Source organism: Quadrisphaera sp. GCM10027208, from assembly GCF_042658805.1.
In the GTDB taxonomy this organism is placed as follows: Bacteria; Actinomycetota; Actinomycetes; order Actinomycetales; family SCSIO-59966; genus SCSIO-59966.
Genome location: NZ_JBHSRC010000005.1, coordinates 265726 through 289660, shown reverse-complemented (window position 1 = coordinate 289660; position 23935 = coordinate 265726). Strand labels below are relative to the sequence as shown.

General features: G+C 73.6%; 24 protein-coding genes. 17 read left to right on the top strand and 7 right to left on the bottom strand.

The window, feature by feature from the left end; translation table 11 throughout:
• The first annotated feature begins 18 nt into the window (after positions 1-18).
• From dop to ACFP6A_RS10585, 6 genes are all read left to right on the top strand, one after another.
• Positions 19-1620 carry a depupylase/deamidase Dop gene (dop, locus tag ACFP6A_RS10610; RefSeq protein ID WP_379603482.1) on the top strand — a complete coding sequence of 534 codons (1602 nt, stop codon included), beginning with the start codon at positions 19-21 and terminating at the stop codon, positions 1618-1620.
• 50 nt (positions 1621-1670) lie between these two features.
• Positions 1671-1862 carry a ubiquitin-like protein Pup gene (locus tag ACFP6A_RS10605; RefSeq protein ID WP_379603481.1) on the top strand — a complete coding sequence of 64 codons (192 nt, stop codon included), beginning with the start codon at positions 1671-1673 and terminating at the stop codon, positions 1860-1862.
• 43 nt (positions 1863-1905) lie between these two features.
• On the top strand, positions 1906-2766 hold the full coding sequence (prcB, locus tag ACFP6A_RS10600; protein ID WP_379603480.1) for a proteasome subunit beta: 861 nt from the start codon (positions 1906-1908) through the stop codon (positions 2764-2766).
• Positions 2763-3593 (top strand): proteasome subunit alpha, encoded by an 831-nt coding sequence (gene prcA / locus ACFP6A_RS10595; RefSeq protein WP_379603479.1) that lies wholly within the window; start codon positions 2763-2765, stop codon positions 3591-3593. The genes prcB and prcA overlap by 4 nt, the downstream gene beginning before the upstream one ends.
• A gap of 53 nt (positions 3594-3646) precedes the next feature.
• Positions 3647-5008: a Pup--protein ligase gene (gene pafA, locus ACFP6A_RS10590; protein ID WP_379603478.1), complete on the top strand. Its 1362-nt coding sequence runs from the start codon at positions 3647-3649 to the stop codon at positions 5006-5008.
• Positions 5009-5100: 92 nt separating this feature from the next.
• On the top strand, positions 5101-6009 hold the full coding sequence (locus ACFP6A_RS10585) for an FKBP-type peptidyl-prolyl cis-trans isomerase (protein ID WP_379603477.1): 909 nt from the start codon (positions 5101-5103) through the stop codon (positions 6007-6009).
• 269 nt (positions 6010-6278) lie between these two features.
• Here ACFP6A_RS10585 and ACFP6A_RS10580 read toward each other — a convergent pair whose 3' ends face one another.
• On the bottom strand, positions 6279-7367 hold the full coding sequence (locus tag ACFP6A_RS10580; protein WP_379603502.1) for a DUF3866 family protein: 1089 nt from the start codon (positions 7365-7367) through the stop codon (positions 6279-6281).
• A gap of 131 nt (positions 7368-7498) precedes the next feature.
• On the opposite strand from ACFP6A_RS10580, the gene ACFP6A_RS10575 reads away from it, so the two are divergent.
• The 6 genes from ACFP6A_RS10575 (at position 7499) to tatC (ending at position 11459) form a co-directional block, all read left to right on the top strand.
• The gene (locus tag ACFP6A_RS10575) at positions 7499-8503 is read left to right on the top strand and encodes a helix-turn-helix transcriptional regulator (RefSeq protein WP_379603476.1); all 1005 of its coding nucleotides are present in this window, start codon (positions 7499-7501) and stop codon (positions 8501-8503) included.
• The gene (locus tag ACFP6A_RS10570) at positions 8500-9453 is read left to right on the top strand and encodes a helix-turn-helix transcriptional regulator (protein ID WP_379603475.1); all 954 of its coding nucleotides are present in this window, start codon (positions 8500-8502) and stop codon (positions 9451-9453) included. The genes ACFP6A_RS10575 and ACFP6A_RS10570 overlap by 4 nt, the downstream gene beginning before the upstream one ends.
• A 105-nt stretch (positions 9454-9558) precedes the next feature.
• Positions 9559-9918 (top strand): hypothetical protein, encoded by a 360-nt coding sequence (locus ACFP6A_RS10565; protein ID WP_379603474.1) that lies wholly within the window; start codon positions 9559-9561, stop codon positions 9916-9918.
• Between the two features lie 35 nt (positions 9919-9953).
• Positions 9954-10250: a hypothetical protein gene (locus ACFP6A_RS10560; RefSeq protein ID WP_379603473.1), complete on the top strand. Its 297-nt coding sequence runs from the start codon at positions 9954-9956 to the stop codon at positions 10248-10250.
• A 63-nt stretch (positions 10251-10313) separates the two neighbouring features.
• Complete coding sequence (gene tatA / locus ACFP6A_RS10555) at positions 10314-10616, top strand: Sec-independent protein translocase subunit TatA (protein ID WP_379603472.1); 303 nt, start codon at positions 10314-10316, stop codon at positions 10614-10616.
• A gap of 33 nt (positions 10617-10649) precedes the next feature.
• Positions 10650-11459, top strand: coding sequence for a twin-arginine translocase subunit TatC (gene tatC / locus ACFP6A_RS10550; protein WP_379603471.1), 810 nt, complete (start codon positions 10650-10652; stop codon positions 11457-11459).
• A 21-nt stretch (positions 11460-11480) separates the two neighbouring features.
• Here tatC and ACFP6A_RS10545 read toward each other — a convergent pair whose 3' ends face one another.
• The 4 genes from ACFP6A_RS10545 to ACFP6A_RS10530 form a co-directional block, all read right to left on the bottom strand.
• Positions 11481-12551 (bottom strand): FtsX-like permease family protein, encoded by a 1071-nt coding sequence (locus ACFP6A_RS10545; protein WP_379603470.1) that lies wholly within the window; start codon positions 12549-12551, stop codon positions 11481-11483.
• Positions 12552-12606: 55 nt separating this feature from the next.
• Positions 12607-13194: an ABC transporter ATP-binding protein gene (locus ACFP6A_RS10540; protein WP_379603469.1), complete on the bottom strand. Its 588-nt coding sequence runs from the start codon at positions 13192-13194 to the stop codon at positions 12607-12609.
• A 44-nt stretch (positions 13195-13238) separates the two neighbouring features.
• On the bottom strand, positions 13239-14258 hold the full coding sequence (locus tag ACFP6A_RS10535) for a peptidoglycan-binding protein (RefSeq protein WP_379603468.1): 1020 nt from the start codon (positions 14256-14258) through the stop codon (positions 13239-13241).
• Between the two features lie 140 nt (positions 14259-14398).
• On the bottom strand, positions 14399-15076 hold the full coding sequence (locus ACFP6A_RS10530) for a hypothetical protein (RefSeq protein WP_379603467.1): 678 nt from the start codon (positions 15074-15076) through the stop codon (positions 14399-14401).
• A 313-nt stretch (positions 15077-15389) separates the two neighbouring features.
• Between ACFP6A_RS10530 and ACFP6A_RS10525 the strand changes: the two genes are divergently transcribed.
• Positions 15390-18308, top strand: coding sequence for a DEAD/DEAH box helicase (locus ACFP6A_RS10525; RefSeq protein WP_379603466.1), 2919 nt, complete (start codon positions 15390-15392; stop codon positions 18306-18308).
• A complete protein-coding gene (locus ACFP6A_RS10520) occupies positions 18305-19273 on the top strand; it encodes a quinone oxidoreductase family protein (protein WP_379603465.1) in 969 nt (322 codons plus the stop codon). The genes ACFP6A_RS10525 and ACFP6A_RS10520 overlap by 4 nt, the downstream gene beginning before the upstream one ends.
• A 4-nt stretch (positions 19274-19277) precedes the next feature.
• Here ACFP6A_RS10520 and ACFP6A_RS10515 read toward each other — a convergent pair whose 3' ends face one another.
• The gene (locus ACFP6A_RS10515; protein WP_379603464.1) at positions 19278-20216 is read right to left on the bottom strand and encodes a 5'-3' exonuclease H3TH domain-containing protein; all 939 of its coding nucleotides are present in this window, start codon (positions 20214-20216) and stop codon (positions 19278-19280) included.
• 222 nt (positions 20217-20438) lie between these two features.
• Between ACFP6A_RS10515 and ACFP6A_RS10510 the strand changes: the two genes are divergently transcribed.
• Positions 20439-20663, top strand: a complete 225-nt coding sequence (locus ACFP6A_RS10510) for a hypothetical protein (protein WP_379603463.1) — start codon at positions 20439-20441, stop codon at positions 20661-20663.
• A gap of 68 nt (positions 20664-20731) precedes the next feature.
• Entirely contained in the window at positions 20732-21172 is a 441-nt protein-coding gene (locus ACFP6A_RS10505) for an Lrp/AsnC family transcriptional regulator (protein WP_379603462.1), read from the top strand.
• Positions 21173-21196: 24 nt separating this feature from the next.
• On the opposite strand, the gene ACFP6A_RS10500 is transcribed toward ACFP6A_RS10505, so the two are convergent.
• On the bottom strand, positions 21197-22690 hold the full coding sequence (locus ACFP6A_RS10500) for a KamA family radical SAM protein (protein ID WP_379603461.1): 1494 nt from the start codon (positions 22688-22690) through the stop codon (positions 21197-21199).
• A gap of 130 nt (positions 22691-22820) precedes the next feature.
• On the opposite strand from ACFP6A_RS10500, the gene ACFP6A_RS10495 reads away from it, so the two are divergent.
• Positions 22821-23897, top strand: coding sequence for an L-erythro-3,5-diaminohexanoate dehydrogenase (locus ACFP6A_RS10495; protein ID WP_379603460.1), 1077 nt, complete (start codon positions 22821-22823; stop codon positions 23895-23897).
• Positions 23898-23935: the final 38 nt, after the last annotated feature.

Genomic DNA, 23935 nt, shown 5'->3' with positions numbered 1-23935 from the left:
CACCCGTAGGGTCGCCGCATGACCGTGCGACGGGTGATGGGTATCGAGACCGAGTACGGCGTGTCCAGTCCGGGCCGGCCCGAGGCCAACCCGATGGTGCTGTCCAGCCAGGTCGTCCACGCCTACGCCGAGCCGCTCGGCGTCCGGGCCGGCCGGGCCCGGTGGGACTACGAGGACGAGGCCCCGCTGCGGGACGCCCGCGGCTGGGAGCTGGCCCGCGGCCAGGCCGACCCCACCCAGCTCACCGACGCCCCCCGGTTCGCCGACCAGGCCCGCCGCGCCGGCCTCGGCGAGCTCGTCGACGAGGTCGAGGACCCGGCGCTGGCCAACGTCGTCCTGACGAACGGCGCCCGGCTCTACGTCGACCACGCCCACCCCGAGTACTCCAGCCCGGAGGTCATCGGTCCCCGGGACGCCGTCCGCTGGGACAAGGCGGGGGAGCGGGTGATGCTGGCCGCGGTCCGCCGGATCGCCGCGACACCGGGGCTCGGGCCGGTCAACCTCTACAAGAACAACACCGACAACAAGGGCGCCTCCTACGGCACCCACGAGAACTACCTCATGAACCGGGCGACACCGTTCCCCGACATCGTCCGCGGCCTGATCCCGTTCTTCGTCAGCCGTCAGGTCGTCACCGGCGCCGGCCGGGTCGGGATCGGTCAGGACGGCGAGCGCGAGGGGTTCCAGATCAGCCAGCGGGCCGACTTCTTCGAGGTCGAGGTGGGCCTGGAGACGACGCTGAAACGCCCCCTGGTCAACACCCGGGACGAGCCGCACGCCCACGCCGACCGGTACCGCCGGCTGCACGTGATCATCGGGGACGCCAACCTCAGCGAGATCTCCACCTACCTCAAGGTCGGGACGACGGCGCTCGTCCTCGACCTCATCGAGGCCCGGGCGCTGCCCGACCTCACCGTCGAGGCACCGGTCGCCGCGCTGCACGCGGTGAGTCACGACCCGACCCTGCGCGAGCTGGTGACCCTGCACGACGGCACCCGGCTGACCGCCGTCCAGCTGCAGTGGCGGTACCTGGAGGCGGCGCGCGCCTGGGTCGACCGCCAGGGGGGGACCGACCCGGAGACGGTCGACGTCCTCGAGCGCTGGGAGAGCGTGCTGACCCGGCTGGAGCGGGACCCGATGGACCTCGCCGGTGAGCTGGACTGGGTGGCCAAGCTTCGACTGCTGCAGGGCTTCCGGGACCGGGAAGGGCTGGACTGGGGCTCCTCCCGGCTGCAGCTCATCGACCTGCAGTACACCGACGTCCGGCCGGAGAAGGGGCTGTACCACCGGCTCGTCGCCCGGGGCGCCATGCAGCGGCTGCTCACGGACGACGAGGTGGACGCCGCCGTCAGCGAGCCGCCGGAGGACACCCGCGCCTGGTTCCGCGGGCAGTGCCTGGCCCGGTTCGGGGCGGACGTCGCGGCGGCGAGCTGGGACTCGGTCATCTTCGACCTGCCCGGGCGGGGTCCCCTGCAGCGGGTCCCGATGCTCGAGCCGACCCGCGGCACCCGGGAGCACGTCGGCGCGCTGTTCGAGCGCGTCGGCTCGGCGAGCGAGCTCGTCGAGGCGCTGCGCGGTGCACCGGCGGGTGGGCCGTCGTCCTCACCGGAAGATGCCTAGGATCGGAACCGGGCGGGGGATCCGACCCCCGGCGACGTAGGAGGCTGGCGATGGCGGGTCAGGAGCACAAGCGACCGACACGGCGAGACGACAGCGAGCCCGACGACGCCCCCGGCCCGGCCGCGCCCGCGGCCCAGACCCGGGACGACGACATCGACGCGCTGCTCGACGAGATCGACGACACCCTGGAGACCAACTCCGAGGAGTTCGTCCGCACGTTCGTGCAGAAGGGCGGGCAGTGAGCCGGGCCGCGGCGTCGTCGGTGCCCGTCGCTAGGGTCACGGCGTGACCACCGACGCGCACCACACCGGACGACTGCCGTCCGCGTTCACCACGCCCGGCTCGTCGTCGTTCTCGGAGTTCCTCTCGACGCACGCCCCGGACCTGCTGCCGGGCCGGCGCAGCCTGCCGCCCGGTGCCGCACCGGACAGCCCGCACGGCACGACGATCGTCGCGCTGACGTTCCCCGGCGGGGTCGTCATGGCCGGCGACCGGCGGGCGACGATGGGCAACTACATCGCGAACCGGGAGATCGAGAAGGTGTTCCCCGCGGACACGTACTCGTGCGTCGGGATCGCCGGGACCGCCGGGATCGCGGTGGAGATGGTCCGGCTGTTCCAGGTCGAGCTCGAGCACTACGAGAAGATCGAGGGTGCCCTGCTCAGCCTCGACGGCAAGGCGAACCGGCTGGCCGCGATGATCCGCGGCAACCTCGGGCTGGCCATGCAGGGGATGGCCGTCGTCCCGTTGTTCGCCGGCTACGACCTGGACCGCCAGGTCGGCCGGATCTTCAGCTACGACGTCACCGGCGGGCGCTACGAGGAGCGCGACCACCACAGCGTCGGCTCCGGCTCGGTGTTCGCCCGGGGCGCGCTGAAGAAGCTGTGGCGGCCCGGGCTGGACGCCGCCGACGCCGTCCGGGTCGCCGTCGGCGCCCTCTACGACGCCGCGGACGACGACTCGGCGACCGGTGGCCCTGACCTCGAGCGCCGGATCTGGCCCGTCGTCGCCACGGTCACCGCGGAGGGCTACCAGCGCCTGGACGACGACCGGCTCGCCGGGGTGGTCCGCCAGGTGATCGCCGAGCGCCGGGACGGACGCTCCGGTGGGGAGCCGAGCGCCGGGGCCGGGGGTGCCGACCGATGAGCATGCCGTTCTACGTCTCGCCCGAGCAGCTCATGAAGGACCGGGCGGACTACGCCCGCAAGGGCATCGCCCGCGGCCGGTCCGTCGTCGTCGTCCAGTACGACGGCGGCATCGCCTTCGTCGCCGAGAACCCCTCCCGGGCGCTGCACAAGATCAGCGAGATCTACGACCGGATCGCCTTCGCCGCCGTCGGCAAGTACAACGAGTTCGAGAACCTGCGGGTCGCCGGCGTCCGCTACGCCGACCTGCGCGGCTACTCCTACGACCGCACCGACGTCACCGCCCGGGGCCTGGCCAACGCCTACGCGCAGACCCTCGGCACGGTGTTCACCACCGAGTCCAAGCCGCTGGAGGTGGAGATCGTCGTCGCCGAGGTCGGCGACTCGTGCGACACCGACCAGATCTACCGGCTCACCTACGACGGGTCGGTCGCCGACGAGCGGGGGGTCGTCGTCATGGGCGGCCAGGCCGAGCAGATCGCACCGGCCGCCCGGGAGCGGTGGCGCCCGGACATGACGCTCGCCGACGCGCTGCAGACCGCCGTCGCGGCCCTCGCCGCCGACCCCGCCGGCGGCGCCCCCCGGGAGCTCCCGGAGTCCCAGCTCGAGGTCGCCGTCCTGGACCGGCGCCGCCCGCGTCGCGCCTTCCGGCGGATCTCCGGCCGGCTGCTCACCGAGCTGCTCTCACCCGACACGAGCACGACCGACGTCCCGGTCACCGACCCCGTCAGGCCAGGGCTGCACGACACGCTGACCGGCGACCCCGGCGGCGGGTCCGGCACCCCGGACGGTGGGCACTCGGGGCTGCCCGACGACGAGCCCCGCTAGACGCACCGGGGCACCGGGCCTCCGCCGGCGCCGGGGCGACGTAGTGTGAGGTCATGGAGCGGCGGATCTTCGGCCTGGAGACGGAGTTCGGGGTCACCTGTGCCGCCAACGGGCAGCGGCGGCTGTCCGCCGACGAGGTGGCCCGGTACCTCTTCCGCAAGGTCGTGTCCTGGGGTCGGTCCAGCAACGTGTTCCTGCGCAACGGGGCCCGCCTCTACCTCGACGTCGGCTCGCACCCGGAGTACGCCACCCCCGAGTGCGACGACGTCCGCCAGCTCGTCGTCCACGACCGGGCCGGCGAGCGGATCCTCGAGGGCCTCATGGTCGACGCCGAACGGCGACTGGCCGACGAGGGGATCGACGGGGAGGTCTTCCTCTTCAAGAACAACACCGACAGCGCCGGCAACTCCTACGGCTGTCACGAGAACTACCTGATCGCCCGGCACGGGGAGTTCAGCCGGCTGTCCGACGTCCTCATCCCGTTCCTCGTCACCCGCCAGCTCCTCGTCGGCGCCGGCAAGGTGCTGCAGACCCCGCGCGGAGCCGTCTACACGCTGTCCCAGCGGGCCGACCACATCTGGGAGGGCGTCTCCAGCGCCACCACGAGGTCGCGACCGATAATCAACACCCGCGACGAGCCGCACGCGGACGCCGAGCGGTACCGCCGACTGCACGTCATCGTCGGGGACTCCAACATGTCCGAGACGACGACGCTGCTCAAGGTCGGCGCGGCACACCTCGTGCTGCAGATGGTCGAGGCGGGCGTCGGCATCCGGGACCTGTCCCTGGAGAACCCGATCCGCGCCATCCGGGAGATCAGCTACGACCTCACCGGGCGTCGTCCGCTGCGGCTGGCCAACGGCCGGGAGGCCTCCGCGCTGGAGATCCAGGAGGAGTACCTCGAGCGGGCCAAGGCGTTCGTCGACTCCACCGGGGCGCCGTCCGAGACGACCAAGCGGGTGCTCGACCTGTGGGAGCGCGGTCTGCGGGCGGTTCGCGAGGGCGACCTGTCCCTGGTCGAGCGGGAGCTCGACTGGGTCATCAAGCGCCGGCTGCTCGAGCGGTACATGAGCCGCCACGACCTGCCGCTGTCGAGTCCCCGGATCGCCCGGCTGGACCTGGCCTACCACGACATCTCCCGCCGGCGGGGCCTGTACAACCTGCTGGCCGCCAAGGGCATGGTCGAGCGGGTGACCAGCGACATCGAGGTCTTCGAGGCCACCGCCGTGCCGCCGCAGACCACCCGGGCCCGGCTGCGCGGTGACTTCGTCCGGCAGGCTCAGGAGCGCCGGCGGGACTTCACCGTCGACTGGGTGCACCTCAAGCTCAACGACCAGGCGCAGCGGACGGTGCTGTGCAAGGACCCGTTCCGCTCGGTGGACGAGCGGGTGGACCGGCTGATCGCCGGGATGTGACCCGTGCGCCGGCAGGGCCAGGGCGCGAGTTAGGGTGCCGTGTCCGGACCGGTGCTCTCGCTGCCGGCAGACCCCGATCCCGAAGGCTCCTCGTGCGTCGACTCCTGGTTCTGCTCCTGCTGCCCGTGCTGCTGCTGGCCGGCTGCGCCGACGGTGAGGACCCCGCCACCCCGGACGGGACGGGCGCCGCCGCGCTGGCGGACGTCACCGTGACGGGGGAGGAGGGCGAGAAGCCGTCGGTGGAGTTCGAGGCGCCGCTCACCCTGGAGGACGCCGCGACGACCGTGGTGACCGAGGGGGACGGCGCCGCCGTGGAGGACGGGCAGCAGGTCCGCGCCCACCTCGTCACCTACGACGGGGCCACCGGCCAGGAGCTCGAGAGCAGCTGGGAGCAGGAGTCCCCGGTCGGCTTCCCGATGGACAGCGCCCAGATCAACCCGGCGCTGTACGAGGGCATCCTCGGTGCGGCCGTCGGCAGCCGGCTGCTCATCGGCGTTCCGCCGCAGGCCGAGGGCGCCAGCACCGCCCTCGTCGTCCTCGACGTCCTCGACGCCCGTGTCGTCCCGACCCGCGCCGAGGGGGAGCCGGTCACCCCGCCCGAGGGCCTGCCGACGGTGACCCTGGACGACGACGGGGCGCCGACGATCACCATCCCGGACGCCGAGCCGCCGACGGACCTCGTCATCCAGCAGCTGATCACCGGGGACGGGCCGCTCGTCGAGCAGGGTCAGCGCATCACCGTGCAGTACACCGGTGTGACGTGGCCGGGCGGCGAGGTGTTCGACTCCACCTGGGAGAACGGCCGGACCGCCCAGTTCGCCATCGGGGTCGGCCAGGTCATCCCCGGCTGGGACACCGGGCTGGTGGGTCAGCCGGTCGGCAGCCAGGTCCTGCTCGTCATCCCGCCGGACCAGGGCTACGGCCCGGAGGGCCAGCCCGACGCGGGCATCGAGGGCACCGACACGCTCGTCTTCGTCGTCGACATCCTCGACGCGTACTGACCCTCAAGCGAACCGCTGTTCGTGATCATGCAATCCCGCCACCCTCAGCCCCACCGACCCGCATCGGTGATCATGCAATCCCGCCACCCTGCCTTCATCCACCCCCCACTCGCAGAATGCTGGGTTGGCGGCACGACACGCCGACAAACCCGTGCCAGGGGCAGCATTCTGTGGGCTCGGGGTGGCGGGATTGCATGATCACGGGGAGGGCTCGGGGTGGCGGGATTGCATGATCACGACGAGGGCGCGGGGGTGGCGGGATTGCATGATCACCGAGTGAGGTGGGCGGCGTGGCGGCCGGCGGCTGCGGCGCTGAGGAAGGCCGGCTCGTCCTCGTCCAGCCCGCGGCCCATCGTCGACAGGCTCACCCCGGTCGCCGGCTGGACGGCGTCCAGCGCCGCGCGCAGCCCTTCGGTGCCGACCTCGACCAGTAGGTGTCGACCGCGCGGCAGGCCGAGCGCGGCGGCCTGCTCCCGGACCGTGGCGCCGAGGGGTCCGTCCAGCGCCGGGACGACGACGTCCGCCGGGGCGAGGGCGACCCGGCCGTAGGCGGTCAGCGAGTGGTGGGACACCCCGTGGTGCCGCTCCCGCGGGTCGGCCCCGGAGACCCGCAGGGACGCCACCGGGCGGCCACCGAGCACGGCGGCGGCGTTGACCGCCTCCCCGGCGGCGACCCCGGAGAAGCCCCACCGGGTGCCGCTGCCGAGGTTGCCGGGGCCCTGGGCCACGACGACCACGTCGGCGCCGAGCACGTGCCGGGCGGCCAGCAGGCCGGTGTGCACGGTGACCGCCTCGAGGTCCCCGCCGAACGCCTGGCCGACGGTCACGCAGCCGGTCAGCCAGCCGGCGTCCCGCAGCCCCGCCACGGTGCGGGAGAACCACGCCGGCAGCGCTGCGCCGTCCGTCATGACGTAGGCCACCCGCAGCCCCGGGTCGACGTCCCGGACGCCGGCCAGCACCGCTGGCAGCGCCGAGTGCAGGTCGGCGACGACGACCGGGGCGCCGGCCAGGTCGTCCGCCGCCGCCATCACCGCGTGGTGCTCCGACTCCTGCTCGTCGACGCCGAGCACCATCGCCTGCAACGGGGTGTAGCGCGCCTTGACGAGGTGCCCCGGCCCGTCCGGCGGGTCGGCGGGCAGCCGGTCGGGCACCGCGACGACGAGCGCGAACCCGCCGGTGCCCAGCCCTCGGGCCTGGGCGGAGGTGTTGAGCAGCACCCGGTCCCCGGCCTGCGGCGTCCCCACCAGCGCGGGGTAGGCGAGCGCCCGGGTGACAGCGGCCTCGACGAGGACGTCGACCTCGACCGCTCCGTGCCACCGGCGCACCACACCGACGACGCGGCCCTCCCGCCAGCGCACCGCACCCACCGGGACAACCGGTTCGCCGGAGCCGCCGCCGGAGCCAGCGGCCGTGCCGGCGTGAGAGTCGGACTCGGAGCCCGGTGCACTGTCCACGGCCGGGCACGCTACCTCCGGTACCGTGCCCCACGATGACCGCACAGCGCACCGAGCGCCTGCTCAACCTGGTGATCGCCCTGCTGGCGACGCGACGCTGGCTGACCAAGGACCAGATCCGGGCCGCCGTTCCGCAGTACGCCGACTGCGCGAGCGACGAGGCGTTCGAGCGCATGTTCGAGCGCGACAAGGAGGACCTGCGCGAGCTCGGCGTCCCGCTCGTCACCGGCTCGGACGACGCCTGGTTCGACGACGAGCAGGGGTACCGGATCGACCGGGAGGCGTACGCGCTGCCGGAGATCCGGGTGACCCCGCAGGAGCTGGCCGTGCTCGGCCTGGCCTCACGGGTGTGGCAGCAGGCCAGTCTGGCGGGGCCGGCGGCCCGCGCGCTGACGAAGCTGCGCGCGCTGGGCGTCGAGGCGGACGAGTCCTCCATCGTCGGGCTGGAACCGCGGGTGCGCACCAGCGAGCCCGCGTTCGCCCCGTTGTACGCCGCCACCCGCGACCGGGTGCCGGTCCAGTTCACCTACCGCACCGGCCGGACGGGGGATGTCGCCACCCGGACCGTCGAGCCGTGGCAGATCACCTCCTGGCAGGGGCACTGGTACCTCGTCGGCCACGACCGGGACCGGGACGACGTCCGGGTGTTCCGGCTGTCCCGGGTCGAGGGACCGGTCGCCCGGGTCGGGACGCCGGGCAGCGTCCAGGTTCCCGAGGACGTCGACACCCGGGCCCTGGTGTCCGGTGCCGTGGCCGAGCAGCCCGTCCGCACGGCGCGGATCGCCCTCGCCGCCGGCGCCGGGCAGTCGCTGCGGCTGCGGGCCGGTCGGCGCGACGACGACGCCGCTCAGATCGAGGTGGAGTTCACCGACGCCGACGAGCTCGTCGAGGAGGTGCTGTGGGCCGGGGCCGGGGCGGTCGTGCTCGCCCCTGACGACGTCCGCGAGGCGGTGGTCTCCCGGCTGCGGGGCGCCGCCGCCGCGCACGGCAGCACGCAGCCGGCCGCCCACGGCGGCGACCTGCCGGGTGGGTCCCGGTGACCGGCGCGACCGACCGGCTGTCCCGGCTGCTGGCGATGGTGCCCTACCTGCTGCAGCGTCAGGGGGTGCCGTTGGCGGACGCCGCCCGGCACTTCGGCATCAGCGAGGACGAGCTCGTCGAGGACCTCGAGCTGCTGTTCGTCTGCGGGACCCCGGGGCACCTGCCGGACGACCTCATCGAGGCCGAGTGGGACTCCGGGCGGGTCTACCTCGGCAACGCCGACGCGATCAGCCGGCCGCTGCGTCTCGGGATCGACGAGGCCGTCGCGCTCCTCGTCGGACTGCGCACGCTGGCCGACGTGCCGGGGGCCGGCGACCGGGAGGCGCTCGAGGGGGCTCTGGCCAAGCTGTCGGCCGCCGCCGGCGAGGTGGTCCCGGTGGCCGAGGCGGTGCGGGTACGCCTGGACGCCGGGGCGGCCGAGGAGGTCCTGGCGACGGTGCGCGCCGCCGTGCGCGACCGACGCCGGCTGCACCTGCGGTACCTCGTGCCGGCTCGCGACGAGGCCACCGAACGGGACGTCGACCCGATGCGCGTGGTCTCCCTGGACGGGCACTGGTACCTGGAGGGCTGGTGCCACCGCGCCGAGGACGTGCGGCTGTTCCGGCTCGACCGGGTCCAGCAGGCCCGGCTCCTGGACGCCGACGGGACCCCGCCACCGCAGGCCCGGGCCCGCGACCTGTCCGAGGCGATCTTCGTCCCCGCACCGGACGACCTGCTCGTCACCGTGGAGCTGGAGCCCGCGGCGCGCTGGGTCGCCGACCAGCACCCGGTCGAGGACGTCGAGGAGCTCGCCGGGGGGCGGCTTCGGGTTCGGCTGCGCACCGCGGACCCGGCCTGGCTGCGCCGGCTCGTCCTGCGGCTCGGTGGCAACGCCCGGGTGGTGGCGCCCCCGGAGCTGGTGGACGCCGTCCGGCAGGCGGCCGAGGGGGCGCTGGCCGCCTACGAGTGAACCGCCTCACCGGCTGAGGCGGGCCCGGTGGCTCAAGCGGCAGCGCGGGATGCCGATGCAGGACGGTGACCGTCGCTGCGGCGGTCCCGGACCGGGAGGTGCCCCGTGACGACGATCAAGGCGTCGTGCCCGACCTGCGGTGACGTCGACCTGCGCCCCCGGCAGGTGCGGCTCGTGGTGTGCAGCGTGCCGGAGCGGTCCAGCTACGCCTTCTCCTGCCCCCGGTGCTCGGCCGAGGTCCGGCGTCCGGCGGACGGCGAGGTCGTGCGGCTGCTGCGCGCCGGCGGGGTCGTCGCCGAGCGCTGGGACATCCCCGCCGAGGCGCTGGAGGAGCGCACCGGCCCGGCCTTGGGCTACGACGACCTGCTCGACTTCGTGCTGTGGCTGGAGCGCGCGGACCTGCCTGCCGCCGCCGCCCAGTTCGCCTCCCGGCCCGCCTCGCGGCCCACCGACCGGCAGCGCTGAGGTGCCGCTGAGCGCCGCCCGGTAGGGTCGTGGCCGTGCCGTGGTTCCTCCTGTGGACGCTCCTCGTCGTCGCCGGCCTGGCGCTGATCGGCTGGCTCGTCTGGCGGGTCGTGCGCTCCGGGGTGGCGCTGGGGCGCGAGCTCGCGGAGGCCTCCGAGCGGGTCGCCGCGCTGTCCGCTCAGGTCGAGCGGCTCCAGGAGGCCACCCGGCGGGAGCCTGAGCTCGCGGTCTTCGACGACCCCGCCCGCCTGCGCCGCGAACGGGACAGGCGCGACCGGGAGCGTCGCCGGGCCCGGGCCCGCGCCGCCCGCCGGCGCGCCCTGTCGGGCTGACCGGCCGCCCCCCGGCGTCTCGGGCCTACACTGGCCGCAACCGCGCCTGGAGGGTCGCCCATCATGTTGCGAAACTTTTCTGACAACCCCCTGCTGCTGCTCGTCCTCATCCTGATCATCATCCTGGTGTTCGGGGCGAAGCGGCTGCCGGACGCCGCCCGCAGCCTCGGCCGCTCGATGCGCATCTTCAAGAGCGAGGTCAAGGAGATGCGTGAGGACGACGACGACGACACCGGACGTCGGGCGCCGCTCGAGGGCCGTGTCGTCGACGACCCCGCACGGCGCTCCACCGTCGACCCGACCGGTGAGCGGACCGGCAGCGTGCACCGCCCGGGAGCCGGCCCGGACGAGCCGCACCGCGGCTGACGCAGCGCCGGCACCCCCGCACCCTTCTGAACCGTGGCCGTCACCGCCTCCCGCCGCCGCAACCCCGAGGGGCGCATGCCGCTGCGGGACCACCTCGTCGAGCTGCGCCAGCGCGTCGTCCGTGCCGGGATCGCGGTTGTCCTCGCCACGGCGGTGGGATGGTTTCTCTACGACCCGCTCGTCAGCGAGCTCACCGAGCCGATCCAGCGGATCTCCGCCGCCGAGGGCCGGGTCGCACAGATCAACTTCTCCCAGGTCGCGTCGTCCTTCGACCTCAAGGTCAAGGTGTCGATCTGGCTCGCCGTGATCATCGCCAGCCCGGTGTGGATCTACCAGCTGTGGGCGTTCATCACCCCGGCGCTGACCCGCTCGGAACGCCGCTACGCCCTCGGGTTCATCGCCGCCGCGGTCCCGCTGTTCCTCGCCGGGATCTGGCTGGCCTGGCAGTTCGTGCCGAACGCGGTGCGCTTCCTCACCAGCTTCACCCCCGAGGGCGGGTCGAACATCGTGGACGCCCAGTACTACCTGGGGTTCGTCATGCGGCTCCTGCTGGCGTTCGGGATCGCCTTCCTGCTGCCGGTGGTGCTCGTCGGCCTGAACTTCGCCGGGCTGCTGCGCGGCCGGAGCATCCTGCGGGCGTGGCGGTGGGTCGTCGTCGTGGCGATGACGTTCGCCGCGATGGCGACCCCCACCCCCGAGGTGACGACGATGTTCATGCTGGCGCTGCCGATGCTGCTGCTGTTCGCCGTGGCCATCGGCATCGCCATGGTCAACGACCGCCGCCGGGACCGCCGTGCAGGTGGCGACGGCGACCTGCCGGACGACGTCCCGAGCCCGCTGTGAGCCGGGCGAGCGAAGCCCGACTCACGGCACACGCAGCACGGCCACGGGGTCCCGGAACGCGGCCACGCATGCCGGGACGATCGCAGCCAGGACAGCCGCACCGACCGTCAGTACCGCGATGGCGAGAGGAAACTGCCAGCCTGGCCAGCCGCCGGTCTGCCACCTGACAACGGCAGCCCCGGCCAGAGAGCCGAGCGAGGCGCCGATCGCGGCTGGAATGGTGATCTGGACTAGGACGAGGGCGACGAGCTGCGGCCTGGTGGCACCGAGCGCACGACGCCGGCCGAAGTCACGTCGTCGGGCCGTGACGCCGGCGTAGACGGTGGCGGAACTGAGGAGCAGCCCTACGGCGAGCGCTTGGACAACCACGACGCGACCGAACGATCCCACTTCTCCTTGTACCGCCGCACGCGCACGAGCGAGGTGCTCCGAGACCTCTACGGCGATCGCGGAGGCGTCGTCTGGTGCGGTCAACGACCTGGCGGCATCGGCGACGTTGCTCACGTCCGCCGGGTCCCCAGCTTCGATCACGATGCTGGACAGCGGCCCCACGTAGTCGGGGTCAACGAGCACTACCCCGTCCCCGAGGTCACCGACGACGCCGGAGGCCTCAAAGACGCCGACCACAGGGTAGGTCTGACCGTCGGACGTTCGCAGCGCTCCGGTCGCCGCGTCGAGACCTAGCGACTGCTGGCTGACAGGACTGACAAGGGCCCCCCGGGGTTGAGCGTCCTGGGATGACCGTAGCGCCGGCGAGGACCCGTACACGGGACGGGCAGGCACCGGTGGACCGTTCGGGACGGTAACGGTGTGCGCATCGATGGTGCGCCCGATTCCGAGCGCCCAGCGCACGCCACTCAGCGCAGCGATGCGGTCGACCGCTGCCGTGGAGATGTTCGCCGATCCCGTGCGGTCGACGACCGTGATGGTCCGGGTCCCGCCTTCATCGATCCGAGCCAGCACCGCCCGCTCGGCACTGATCGACTGACCTGTGGTCCCGAGGGTCAGCAGACACACCGCTAGGGAGATCACCGCTAGCAACACGCTGAGACCAGGTTGACTGCGGGCAACCCGGACGCCCTCGATCAGCACCGCGGCCCGATGCCGCAGGGACGAGGCGCCTGCGAGCTCCTCGTCGGTGGCCCGGCTAACCGAGGTGGAGGCGGCCATCGCTGCGGTCGAGCACTCGTGGGTCGTGGGTTGCGATCACCACTGCGGCACCTCGGTCAGCCGCATGTCGCAGGCTGCCCAGCACCGCGTTGCTAGATGTCTCGTCAAGGTTGCCGGTGGGTTCATCGGCCAGAACGACGCGCGGCTCGTGGATGAGGGCCCGGCACAGGGCGACGCGTTGGGCCTGCCCACCGCTGAGCTGTCCCGGTCGCCGACTGGGGTCGACGTCGACGCCCAGGTCGATGAGCATCTGCCGGGCTCGCACCAGTGCGGGCTTGCGAGACAGACCGTTGTAGACGGTGGACTCCACGACGTTGTCCTGGACTGAGCGGCTGCTGTCCAGGGCTGCATCCTGGAAGACGAAGCCGAACTTCCGGCCGCGCAGCCGAGAGCGGGCCGTGTCGCTGAGCTCGTCGATTCGACGGCCGCCCAGAAGGATCTGGCCTCGCTGAGGTCTCAGCATCAGACCGATCACGTAGAGGAGGGTGGACTTTCCGCGGCCCGAAGGACCTGTCACCGCGGTGATCGCACCAGCCGGTGCCGTGAAATCCAGGTCTTCGAACACTGACGGACTGCTCGCATAGGCGAATGTGCAGGACCGAACCTCGATCACGACTGAGCCTGAGGAACCTGGATCCGGTCGCCAGCGTCGATGCCGCTCACCACCGCCAACCCCTGCGCCGCCGCTCGTACGGTCACATCCCTCTCGACGCCGTCAGACATGATCACATATGTCGTCCCATCGGCTCGGGTCCTGATCGCGCCGACCGGCACCTGCGGCCCTTCCACCCGAGGCACGGTGATCGCCTCGGCCGGCCACCGGCTCTCTCCCGCTACGGGCACCAACGAGCACGTCTGGGCGCAGACCGGGCCGCCGTCCGGGCCCGCCAGCTCGACGGCGCGAATGTTGGGGTCGCTGTCATCGGTCGCTCCAGCGGTTGCGGTCCACCTCTGTCCTGGCCCATCGACGGCGATGGTCACGGAGGAAGTCAGCGTCAGCAGCTGATCCTCGGTGACCTCGGCCCGGAAGACCGGGGCCGCCGCCAGCACCTCGTACAGCGGGTCACCGGGCGCGACCCGATCGCCTACGTCGACTGTGGGGCGGACCCTTACCGGAAGCTCAGGGACAAACACGAGCTCTGTCGCCAGGACGCTACCGCTCGGCCGTGGGTTGCCGTTGTCGCGCTGCCAGGCTTGGACTGCCGACTGGGTGGTAGCGCCAAAGGTCCCTGTCGCTTCGTCGGGGAAGTGCCCTTGCCGCTTGAGAAACAGCTGGAGCTGTTCGACGTCCGGTCCGCGCGTTCCAGGAACGAGGTCCCGGAACATCGGGACCTCGCCTTGAGCAAGCCGAACAGCCGCGAGGTCGACAGTCAAGGGTGCTTCACCTTCGCCCACGCTGTCGCCGGCGCCAGCGCTCACGGTGGTGACGACCCCACCTGCCGGTGACGTCACCGAGAACCTCGTCGGCCACGACGCGACCGCGGTGACCGGGAAGGACTCCTCAACGGCTCCGGTCGCGACCGTGTACTCCAAGGCGGCCGGGGGATGAAGAGGGTCCCGGGGAGGGTCGAGCGCGGTCCGCGCGGACCACCACCCCGCGGCAAACACCGTTGTCGCCACGACGAGCACCAGGAGCGTCCGTGCCGCTGTACGAACGGCCGGTCCCCATCCTGGCCGCCGGCGTCGAGCGTCTGGTGCGGACGTAGCCGTCGGCGGCCTTGACTGCTCAGCCGCCTCTGCGCCGACGTCTGCTCGGGCGTCCAGCGTCATCAGCTGCCCGACTCGGCGAGGACCTCGAGGACGTCCTTGGCCGGACACTGCTGCTGCGCCTCGGTCAGCTCGGGCCCGGACACCTTGTCGTACGGAGTCCATGGTCGAACTCCTGCCGGAGGTGCCACCTGCTGCTGGACCCACGCGTCGGACGTCGGTACCTCAGGGACGGGGTAGCCGTTCTGCTTCAGGCAGTCCACAACAGCTACCTGCGCCGGATACGCCGCGGCCCACTCCTGTGCCGTGAAGGGGGCGGGAGCCGGTGGCGGCCCGTACGTCTTGTCGCAGGCGGCCTGCGCAGCGATGAAGGCCTCCTGGCTGCCGGAGCTCGGCGCAGCCGGATCTGCCTCGTAGCCGAGCTGCCCCGGGGTCAGTCGCATCCGGTACCCGGCTTCGTTCAGGCAGTCCACCATGTTGGCGAAGTAGGCGGTGATTCCCTGTAACTCCTGTGCCCGGCTCGACTCACCCTGCGCCGCTGCGGACGTGCTCTCCTGCGTTGATGTGGCCGAGCCGGGGTCTCCAGGGGCTCCCGAGACGCTTGGCGAGGGGCCGCGACCCGAGCCGGTGGCGCCATCATCCGCCGTGCATCCGGTCACCAGCAGCGTCACCGACAGGGAGAGCGCGAGAGTGCGCGCCATGACATTGCGTCTGCTCCCGCTGCGCTTCATCGCGAACATCGAGGAACAGTACCTGCCTCAGCTGCCACTGGTGCAGTAGGACGTTGCTGAGTAGGCCACGCCCGAACGGTTCGGTTCTTCATCCGGCTCCCCGCTCCTGGAATACAGGTTCATCCCGTTCACGCCCCACCTGCGGCGAATCGTAGGCTCGTTCCGGGTCAGTCAACAAGCGTCGAGATCACGTGGGGCTCGACGCTCGGGGACCCTCCGCGACGCCGACGGTGAGCGGCTCGCGGACCTGCCCTGGCGTGCGACGTCGTCCCGGGTGGGCTGCGGGTGCTGGCCCCCGCGGCGGTGCCTTAGCCTGGCGGGCATGGCCTCACCCGCTGAGCGCTACGCAGCGGCCCGGCGGCGGCAGGCGCAGCAGCGCACCGAGCTGGCCGCCTTCCGTCGCAGTCTGGGCTTCGAGCTCGACGACTTCCAGGTCGAGGCCTGCGAGGCGCTCGAGGCCGGTCACGGCGTCCTCGTCGCCGCACCGACCGGCGCCGGCAAGACCGTCGTCGGGGAGTTCGCCGTCCACCTCGCGCTGACCGGCGGCCGCAAGGCCTTCTACACCACGCCGATCAAGGCGCTGAGCAACCAGAAGTACCACGACCTGGTGGCCCGGTACGGCGCCGACCGGGTCGGGCTGCTCACCGGCGACACCACCGTCAACGGGGGGGCGCCGGTCGTCGTCATGACGACCGAGGTGCTGCGCAACATGCTGTACTCCGGCTCACCGACCCTGGCCGGGCTCGGCTACGTCGTCATGGACGAGGTGCACTACCTGGCCGACCGGTTCCGCGGCCCGGTGTGGGAGGAGGTCATCCTGCACCTGCCGGACGACGTCCTGCTGGTCTCGCTGTCGGCGACGGTGAGCAACGCCGAGGAGCTCGGGGACTGGCTGGACACCGTCCGTGGGGACACCCGGGTGGTCGTCACCGAGCACCGGCCGGTGCCGCTGTGGCAGCACGTCATGGTCGGCACCCGGCTGCTCGACCTGTTCGTCGACGCCACCGGCTCGGCGGTCGAGGGCACCGTGGGCTCCGAGCCCGCCCGCACCTCCGGGCTCGCGGTCAACCCCGAGCTGGTCCGGCTGGCCCGCGAGGAGTCCCGCCGCGAGCGGGGCCCGGCCCGCGGCGGACGTCGGGGGCGCGGGTACCGGCCCCATCCCCGGGCCGGCCGCCCGGGCACCCCGTCCCGGGCCCAGGTCGTCGAGCAGCTCGACGCGGCGGGCCTGCTGCCGGCGATCACCTTCATCTTCAGCCGCGCCGGCTGCGACGCCGCCGTGCGCCAGTGCCTGGCCTGGGGGGTGCGGCTCACCAGTCCCGCCGAGCGCGAGGAGATCCGCCGCACCGTCGAGCAGCGCACCGCCGAGCTGCCGGACAGCGACCTCGCCGTGCTCGGCTACTGGGACTGGCTGGACGGCCTGCAGCGGGGACTGGCCGCCCACCACGCCGGGATGCTGCCGGCCTTCAAGGAGATCGTCGAGGAGCTGTTCTCCCGCGGCCTGGTCAAGGCCGTGTTCGCCACCGAGACCCTCGCCCTGGGCATCAACATGCCGGCCCGCTCGGTGGTGCTGGAGAAGCTGGTGAAGTTCAACGGGGAGCAGGTCGTCGACATCACCCCGGGGGAGTACACCCAGCTCACCGGCCGCGCCGGCCGCCGGGGCATCGACGTCGAGGGGCACGCGGTCGTCCTGTGGCAGCCGGGCCTGGACCCGGAGGCCGTCGCCGGGCTGGCCTCGACCCGCACCTACCCGCTGCGCTCGAGCTTTCGGCCCACGTACAACATGGCCGTCAACCTGGTCGCCCAGGTCGGCCGGCAGCGGGCCCGGGAGATCCTCGAGACCTCCTTCGCGCAGTTCCAGGCCGACCGGGCCGTCGTGGGCCTGGCCCGTCAGGCGCGGCGCCAGGAGGAGGCCCTGGCCGGCTACGCCGAGGCGATGACGTGCCACCTGGGGGACTTCCGCGAGTACGCCGGGCTGCGGCGGCGGCTCGCCGAGCTGGAGAGGCGGGAGTCCCGGGAGGCGTCCCGACGGCAGCGCTCGGACGCGCTCGCCTCGCTGACCGCGCTCAGCGCCGGGGACGTCATCCGGGTGCCGGCCGGTCGACGCGCCGGGTTCGCCGTCGTCCTGGACCCCGGCACCGACGGGGACCTGGACGGGCCGCGGCCGACGGTGCTGACCGCCGAGCGGCAGGTGCGCCGGCTGTCGGCTGGCGACGTCCAGGCCCCGGTGCAGAAGATCGCCCGCGTCCGGGTGCCGCGCGGGTTCAACCCGCGGGACGCCGCAGCGCGCCGGGACCTGGCCTCCTCGCTGCGCAACGCCCTCGCCGAGGGCCGCCGGGACGACGAGCCGGCGACCGGCCCGGCCGCCCGCCCCCGGGACGGCGTCCGGGACGGCGTCCGGGACGAGATCGAGGACCTGCGCCGGCAGCTGCGCCGCCACCCCTGCCACGGTTGCGCCGAGCGCGAGGAGCACGCCCGGTGGGCCGAGCGCCACCACCGCCTGGAGCGGGAGACCGCGGACCTGCTGCGTCGCATCGACAACCGGACGAACACGATCGCGCGGGTCTTCGACCGGGTCTGCGACCTGCTCGTCGAGCTCGGCTACCTCGCCCCCGCCACCTCCCCGGCCGGCAGCGGCGGGGCCTCGGCGGACGACGACCTCGTCGTCACCGAGGCGGGGGAGCGGCTGCGCCGGGTGTACTCGGAGAAGGACCTGCTCGTCGCCGAGTGCCTGCGCCACGGGGCCTGGGACGACCTGGACCCGGCCGGTCTGGCCGCCGTCGTGTCCGCGGTCGTCTACGAGTCCCGCCGGGAGACCGAGGGCATGTCCCCACCCGTGCCGGGCGGGGCGGTGCGGGCCGCGCTGGCCGAGACCGTCCGGATCTGGTCCGACCTCACCGACCGCGAGGAGCGCCGCGGCCTGCAGCCCACCGGCGAGCCCGACGCGGCCCTCGCGCTCGCCGTGCACCGGTGGGCCCGAGGCGCCCGCCTCGACGACGTGCTGACCGAGGCCGACGTCGCCGCCGGCGACTTCGTCCGCTGGACCCGGCAGGTGCTGGACCTGCTCGACCAGGTGGCCAAGGTGGCCGACGCCCTCGGCGACACCCGCCTGCGGCGCACCGCCCGCCAGGCGGCCGCCGCCGTCGACCGCGGAGTGGTCGCCTACGCGGCCGGGTCGCTGTCCGCGGTCCCCGGCCCCACCAGCAGCCGACCGGAACCCCACGACCCCGAGGAGGACCGATGAGAGCCGTCGTCGTCACCACCCCCGGCGGCCCCGACGTGATGGAGGTCGTCGACCGGCCCACCCCCGAGCCGGGCCCGGGCGAGGTGCTCGTCGACGTCGCCGCCGGGGGCGTCAACTTCATCGACACCTACCACCGCTCCGGCGCCTACCCGCTGCCCGCCCCGTTCGTGGTCGGCTCGGAGGGCGCGGGCCGGGTGGTGGCCACCGGTACCGGCGTCCGCGACGTCCGGGTCGGCGACCGGGTGGCCTGGGCGATGGTGCCCGGCACCGGGTACGCCGAGCAGGCGGTCGTGCCCGCCGACCGGCTGGTGCCGGTGCCGGACGACGTCGACGACGAGACCGCGGCCGCCGTCCTGCTCCAGGGGATGACTGCGCAGTTCCTCACCCGGTCCACGTTCCCGGTGTCGGCCGGGGACGACGTGCTCGTGCACGCCGCCGCCGGCGGGGTGGGGCTGCTGCTGACCCAGATGGCCAGCGCCGCCGGGGCCCGGGTGATCGGCACGACGTCCACCCAGGACAAGGCGGCCCTGGCCCGGGAGGCGGGGGCTGCGGAGATCGTGCCCGCGGACGCCGACCTCGCCGCGGAGGTGCGGCGGATCACCGGCGGCCGCGGGGTCGACGTCGTCTACGACGGCGTCGGCCGGGCCACCTTCGACGCCGGCCTGGACTGCCTGCGCCCCCGCGGGATGATGGTGCTGTTCGGCGCGGCCAGCGGCCCGGTGCCGCCGCTGGACCCGCAGGTCCTCAACGCGAAGGGCTCCCTGTTCCTCACCCGGCCGTCGCTGGTCCACTACACCGCCGAGCGGGCCGAGCTGCTCGAGCGGGCCGGGGACGTGCTGGAGCTCGTGCGGACGGGGCGGCTCGCCGTCCGGATCGGTGGCCGCTACCGGCTGGCGGAGGCGCGCCGGGCGCACGAGGACCTCGAGGGACGCCGCACGACCGGCAAGCTGCTCGTCCTCCCCTGACCGGTCAGCTGAGCGCGTCGACGACCCGGGCCAGGCTGGAGCCGACACCCCACCGCTGGGCGAGCCGGACGAGGGCGTCGGGGTCCGCCGGACGCTGCGGCAGCCGGTCGTCGTGGTCGGGCAGGTCGGCGTCGCGGAGCACCCGGACGACGGCCGGGGCCGCCGCCAGGTAGTCCCGGGCCGCGGCCAGGCGGGTGCGCTGGGCCCGGGTGAGCGCCGGGTCGCCCGTCTCGACCGCCCGCAGGACGCCGGCGAGGTCGCCGAACCGGTCGAGCAGCGCCGCAGCGGTCTTCTCGCCGATACCCGCGACGCCCGGCAGCCCGTCGCTGGGGTCGCCGCGCAGCACCGCGAGGTCGGCGTAGCGGTCGCCGTCCGGCACGCCGTACCGCTCGCGCAGCCGAGCCTGGTCGACCACCTCGAGGTTGCTTACCCCGCGGCCGGTGTAGAGGACCCGCACCCCGGCTGCGTCGTCGACGAGCTGGAACAGGTCCCGGTCGCCGGTGACGACGTCGACCCGGCGGCCGGCGGCCACCGCCCGGGTGACGAGCGTGCCGATGACGTCGTCCGCCTCGCAGCCCGGCGCCCCGACCCGGGCGATGCCCAGCGCGGCCAGCGCCTCGGCGATGACCGGCACCTGAGCGGCCAGCGCGGGCGGGACCTCCTCGGCGCCGGCGGCCCCGTCGCCGGCCACCCGGTGAGCCTTGTACGAGGGGAGCGCGTCGACCCGCCACTGCGGCCGCCAGTCGTCGTCCCAGCAGGCGACGACGCCCGCGGGCCGGCCCCGCTGGAGCAGCGTCGCCACCATGTCGAGGAAGCCGCGGACGGCGTTCACCGGCGTCCCGTCCGGCGCGGTCAGCGACTGCGGGACGCCGAAGAACGCGCGGAAGTACAGCGACGCGGAGTCGAGCAGCAGCAGCCGGCCGGGCCGATCGGGGGTCGACACGCGCGCATCCTGTCACCGCGGCGGGCTCAAGGTGGACCGCGGACCTGCCGATGCCGGTGCTGCGGGGCTCCCGGTGGGCCCCGTGGGTACGGGACACGGTGATCCCAACGGTCCTCACCGACCCGCCTGCCGGCGGGCACGGAGACGAACGGTCGCCCAGACCGCTGGGGGAGTGAGTGGCGAGACCGGCCCGGCCGTCAGTCGACGGGCGGGAGCACTCTGATGCACCAGTTCCTGAGGGCCGGGGCACGCCGCGCGGCGGCCCCGGTACTGACGGCGGCCCTGGTGGCCGCCGGCGTGACGGGCCTGGCGCTCGGCCCGCGGGCGGTACCGCCCGTGGAGCCGGGCACCGTGCCCGTGGCGGTCACGGACGACGGCGGGGTGCGGCTCGGGCCGGCCACGAAGTACGTCCGGGGAGACGACGGCGAGGTCCGTCGGATCCGGTGACCGCGGGCCCGGGCCCGGGCGGTGCGCCGTCCGGGCCCGGATCCGCCCGCAGCGTTAGCCTGACCGTCGTGGAGGACACCGACCGGGCGATCGTCCGGCTGCTCGTCCGTGACGGCCGGATGAGCTACACCGACCTGGCCCGGGCCACCGGCCTGTCGACGTCCGCGGTGCACCAGCGGGTCCGCCGGCTGGAGGAACGCGGTGTCATCACCGGGTACGCGGCCGTCGTCGACGCCGAGGCCGTGGGCCTGCCGATCACCGCCTTCATCTCGGTGGCGCCGTTCGACCCGTCCGCCCCGGACGACGTCCCGGACCGGTTGGCGCACCTGGCCGAGATCGAGGCCTGCCACTCGGTGGCGGGGGAGGAGTCCTACATCCTCAAGGTGCGGGTGGCGGCGCCGCGCGACCTGGAGGACCTGCTCGCCCGGATCCGGGCGGCCGCGAACGTGTCGACCCGCACGACCGTCGTGCTGTCCACCCCGTACGAGGCGCGGCCCCCGGCCGTCTGACCTCAGGCTCAGGCCTGGTCGGCCTCAGGCCTGCTCGGCGGCGACGTGCTCCTCGTGCTGGGCGGCCGCCGCCGTCCGGGACGCCGCGGCCTGGGCGTAGGCCGCCGCGTGCGCGGCGTCGGTGGCGCCGTGCCGGCGCCACCAGTCCTGGCCGGCCTGCGGCAGCGTGTCGATGGGGTCGTAGTAGACGTACTCGCGCGACAGCGCCTCGTCGTCCGCCGACTCGATCGACGTCCGGTAGTTCTTCGTCCAGTACGAGATGCCCCGCTCGGTGTCGTAGGTGTCGACCTGGTGCACCCACCGCTTGCCGACGAACGGCACGTCGCACACGATGCGCGGCGTCGCGAACCCGGGCAGGTAGCCCATGATCGAGTGCTGCAGCTGCTGGGCCCGGGCCAGCGAGACCCGCCAGTGCTCGCTGAACGGGATCATGTCGCACATGTAGAAGTAGTACGGGGTGATCGACGCCTCGTCCTGGAGGGCGAACGCGAGGTCGAGCAGCGCCTCGGTGCTGTCGTTGACGCCCCGCAGCAGCACCCCCTGGTTGCGGACGTCGCGGACGCCGGCGTCCAGCATCGCCCGGGCCGCGGCGGCCACGGCTGGGGTCAGGGAACGGGCCGTGTTGACGTGGGTGTGCACGGCCAGGTTGACCCCGCGGGCCCGGGCGACCTGGGCCACCCGGGCGACGCCCTCGACGACGTCGCCGGCGAGCCAGTGCTGCGGCAGGCCCATCAGCGCCTTCGTCGCGAGCCGGATGTCCCGGACGTTGTCCACCTCGAGCAGGCGCAGCAGGAACGACTCGAGGTTCTTCCACGGGAGGTTCGCGACGTCCCCGCCGGACACCACGACGTCGCGCACCTCCGGGTGGCCGCGCAGGTACTCCAGCATCGCCTCGTACCGGTCGACCGGTTTGAGACCGAACTTCAGCTTGGGCACCTGGGGGGTGGAGTTGCCGACCAGGTCCATCCGGGTGCAGTGCCCGCAGTACTGCGGGCAGGTCGGCAGGAGCTCGGCGAGCACCTTCGTCGGGTAGCGGTGGGTGAGCCCCTCGGCGACCCACATGTCCTGCTCGTGCAGGGAGTCCCGGGTGGCGAAGGGGTGGCTCGGCCAGTCGGTGCGACGGTCGGAGAACACCGGGAGCATGTACCGGCGCACCGGGTCCGCGTAGAAGGCCTCGGTGAACGCGGCCCCCGCCGCCGGCATCACCCCGTCGTCGAAGACCCCGGTCGCCGGGACCATGGTGTTCATCATCTGCGGGGTGACGAGCATCGACATCGTCGCCCGCTCGGCCTGGTCGCGCTCCAGGTCGGCGTAGAAGCGGTCCTCGAGCAGGTCGCCCATGAGGGCCCGGAGCTGCTTGACGTTCTTCACGCAGTTGGCCCGCTGCCACTGCACACTGGCCCACTGCTCGGCGGTGACGTCGCGCCAGCCCGGCAGCCGGGTCCAGTCCGGCTCGACGAGCTCACGACGACGGTAGACGTACGGCTGCGGCGGTGTCGTGCCCGGGAAAGCGCTCACACCTGGCAGGATAGCCGCAAGAAGTACTGCGGTACGAGAGCCGTGCCGTAAATCTTCCCGCATGTCGTCGTCTGGGCGAACAACATGGCGAACAACATGCGGCGGACCAGGAGGAGGCACCGTGCCCGTGATGTCCAGCCCGGCAGGGCGCCCGGGGTCCCCGGTCGGCCTGCACCGGGTGCTCGAGCCGGCCGGCGTCCTGCCGCAGGCGGCGACCCGCCTCGACGACCGGCCCGAGCTGTGGCCAGACGAGGTGCGGATCGACGTCGAGACCCTCAACCTGGACGCCGCCAGCTTCCGCCAGCTGTCCACGGCGGCCGGGGGCGACGGGGACGCCGTCCGCCGCGCCGTCCTCGACATCGTCGCCGCGCGCGGCAAGATGCAGAACCCGGTCACCGGCTCCGGCGGCATGCTCATCGGCACGGTCGCAGAGGTGGGGCCGCGCTCACCGCTCGGCCTGCACGTCGGTGACCGGGTGGCCACCCTCGTCTCCCTGTCGCTCACGCCGCTGCGGATCACCGACGGGCTGGCCCGGTGGGACGGGCGCACCGAGCAGGTCCCCGCGGCCGGCCACGCCATCCTGTTCGGCCGCTCCATCGCCGCCGTCCTGCCCGACGACCTCGACCCGGCGCTCGCGCTCATGGTGCTCGACGTGTGCGGGGCGCCGGCCCTCGTGCGGCGGGTCGTCCAGCAGCACCGCACCCTGCGCGGCACCGACCCCACGGTCGCGGTGGTGGGCGGGGCGGGCAAGTCCGGGTCGCTGTCCCTGGCGGCGGCCCGTGACGCCGGCGCGGCCGCCACCGTGGGCGTCGTCCCGGTCGAGCACGAGGCCGAGGCGCTGCGGGCGGCCAGGATCGCCGGGTCCGTCGTCCGCGCCGACGCCCGGGACCCCCTCGCCCTGGCCGGTGCCGTCACCGGCGCCCTCGACGGCCCGGCGGACGTCACCGTGGTCTGCGTCGACGTCCCGGGCTGCGAGCACGGCGCGGTGCTGTCGACGGCGGACGGCGGGACGGTGGTGTTCTTCTCCATGGCGACGTCGTTCAGCGCCGCGGCCCTGGGCGCCGAGGGGCTGGCCGCCGACGTCACGATGCTCGTCGGCAACGGCTACGTGCCCGGACACGCCGACTACGCCCTCGACCTCGTCCGCCGGGACGCCGGCGTCCGGGGGCTGTTCACCGCCCGGCTGGCCGACGGCGCCCGCGGCTGAGAGCCCGCCGGGCGTGCCCGTGCGTCGCGGCCGGGCGG